The organism is Rhizobium sp. BK399, assembly GCF_014194695.1.
GTDB lineage: Bacteria > Pseudomonadota > Alphaproteobacteria > Rhizobiales > Rhizobiaceae > Rhizobium.
This window is the reverse complement of the sequence record NZ_JACIAH010000053.1, coordinates 1-1,388: the sequence shown is the minus strand read 5'-3', so window position 1 is coordinate 1,388 and position 1,388 is coordinate 1. Positions and strand designations below refer to the sequence as shown.

Annotated in this window: 3 protein-coding genes and 1 pseudogene; 2 read left to right on the top strand and 2 right to left on the bottom strand. The window is 54.2% G+C overall.

What is annotated here, in order from left to right; all coding sequences use genetic code 11:
- The first annotated feature begins 326 nt into the window (after positions 1-326).
- The gene (locus FHT97_RS30640) at positions 327-581 is read left to right on the top strand and encodes a type II toxin-antitoxin system ParD family antitoxin (protein ID WP_028828054.1); all 255 of its coding nucleotides are present in this window, start codon (positions 327-329) and stop codon (positions 579-581) included.
- Positions 581-874: a type II toxin-antitoxin system RelE/ParE family toxin gene (locus tag FHT97_RS30635; protein ID WP_183757785.1), complete on the top strand. Its 294-nt coding sequence runs from the start codon at positions 581-583 to the stop codon at positions 872-874. Before FHT97_RS30640 ends, FHT97_RS30635 begins: the two co-directional genes overlap by 1 nt.
- Before the next feature lie 174 nt (positions 875-1,048).
- On the opposite strand, the gene FHT97_RS30630 is transcribed toward FHT97_RS30635, so the two are convergent.
- Positions 1,049-1,309 carry a diguanylate cyclase gene (locus FHT97_RS30630; protein ID WP_246712872.1) on the bottom strand — a complete coding sequence of 87 codons (261 nt, stop codon included), beginning with the start codon at positions 1,307-1,309 and terminating at the stop codon, positions 1,049-1,051.
- Positions 1,306-1,388: pseudogene (locus tag FHT97_RS31375) on the bottom strand (IS5/IS1182 family transposase); the annotation flags it as partial. The gene FHT97_RS30630 and the pseudogene FHT97_RS31375, both read right to left, overlap by 4 nt.

The window sequence follows — 1,388 nt, the reverse complement described above, 5'->3', positions numbered from 1 at the left end:
TCCGCACCGCAACCCGCCGCTACCGCCCCAAATACAGCAACCCAAAACCGCCGGAGCGAACTTAAAACTGGATAAAACTTGGGGGCAAGGTCACTGGCGCACCAGGGACTCCTCGCTGAGGTGAAATGTGTTGCCGTAAAGCGATGATGGAACCCATGTGTCGCGAACGAACCTTTCCACGCTGAGCATAAAAGATACAGCAGCTTAGTGTATCGGAGGCGGTGGACTTTGGTTCGATTCCCTTCAAGAGCAGTAACTTGCGACCTCATCTTGGATTTGACAAACTTTGCCATCAGCACGTATCCTCAAGCATAAAGGAGACTCGAATGGCGACGATGAATGTATCCCTGCCAGATCCCATGAAAGACTGGGTGGAAGCACAGGCTAAGACAGGTCGATACTCGAATGCGAGCGATTATGTCAGGGACCTGATCCGCAGAGACCAAGCCCGTACGGATAAGATTGCCGAGATGCAGCGCTTTGTCGACGACGGGATTAGAAGCGGAGTTGGGAGCCGTTCAAGGGACGAGTTGTTTGCTGCAGCCACCGCTCGAGCCGAGATCAGCCGCGGAAGCGCTTGATGCCATTCAGCCTTTCGATCCAAGCGGAAGAGGATATTGTTTCCATAGCGGAAGAAGGCATCCGGATCTTCGGAGCACCAGTTGCCAGACGATATCACGATGAGCTTTTTGCCTTGCTCGAACTCATCGCCACCAACCCAAGAATGGCGCGCGAACGCTGTGAGATTTCTCCCCCTGTAAGGATCCATCCGTTCAAGGCGCACCTTGTGGTGTATCGCATCATCGAAGACGGGAGCATATTCGTGATCCGTATCCGCCATGGCCATGAAGATTGGGCGGGAGACTCTTTCTAATCAATGCCTTCGCCGATTTAATGTGCTGGTCGCTAGTGCAATCCCATCACGGCGGTAGATCTGCATATTCACTGCACGGAAAGCAATGGACGGCGGCAACGCCATGAAATTAGAAACCAATCAAGAAGCTGAGAAGTTCGCTTGGGCAGGTCCCGACGGAGCTCCGCCAGATCCTCAACCGTAATCTTTGCATACAGCGACTTGGTTACGACCATTCGTTTTGGCATCATACAGAGATGCATCCGCCCTACGCTGAAGCTGGTCCGGCGATATGGCTTCCCTATCAACCGTCCCTGCCGCTACGCCAACGCTAATTGTGACGCAGGGGGCAACGCGTGACGAGGGGTTGGCGAGAGCTGCAGCCTCTACCCGGCTTCGGATCGTTTCTGCGACAGACCGTGCATCCTCTTCGCTTGAATTAGGCCGTCGACTCATAAACTCTGACACCAGATCCTTGCCGCGACGAGTTTGACCGCTGCGAGATAGTTTTCCGGGCGCTTGTCGTAGCGAGTAG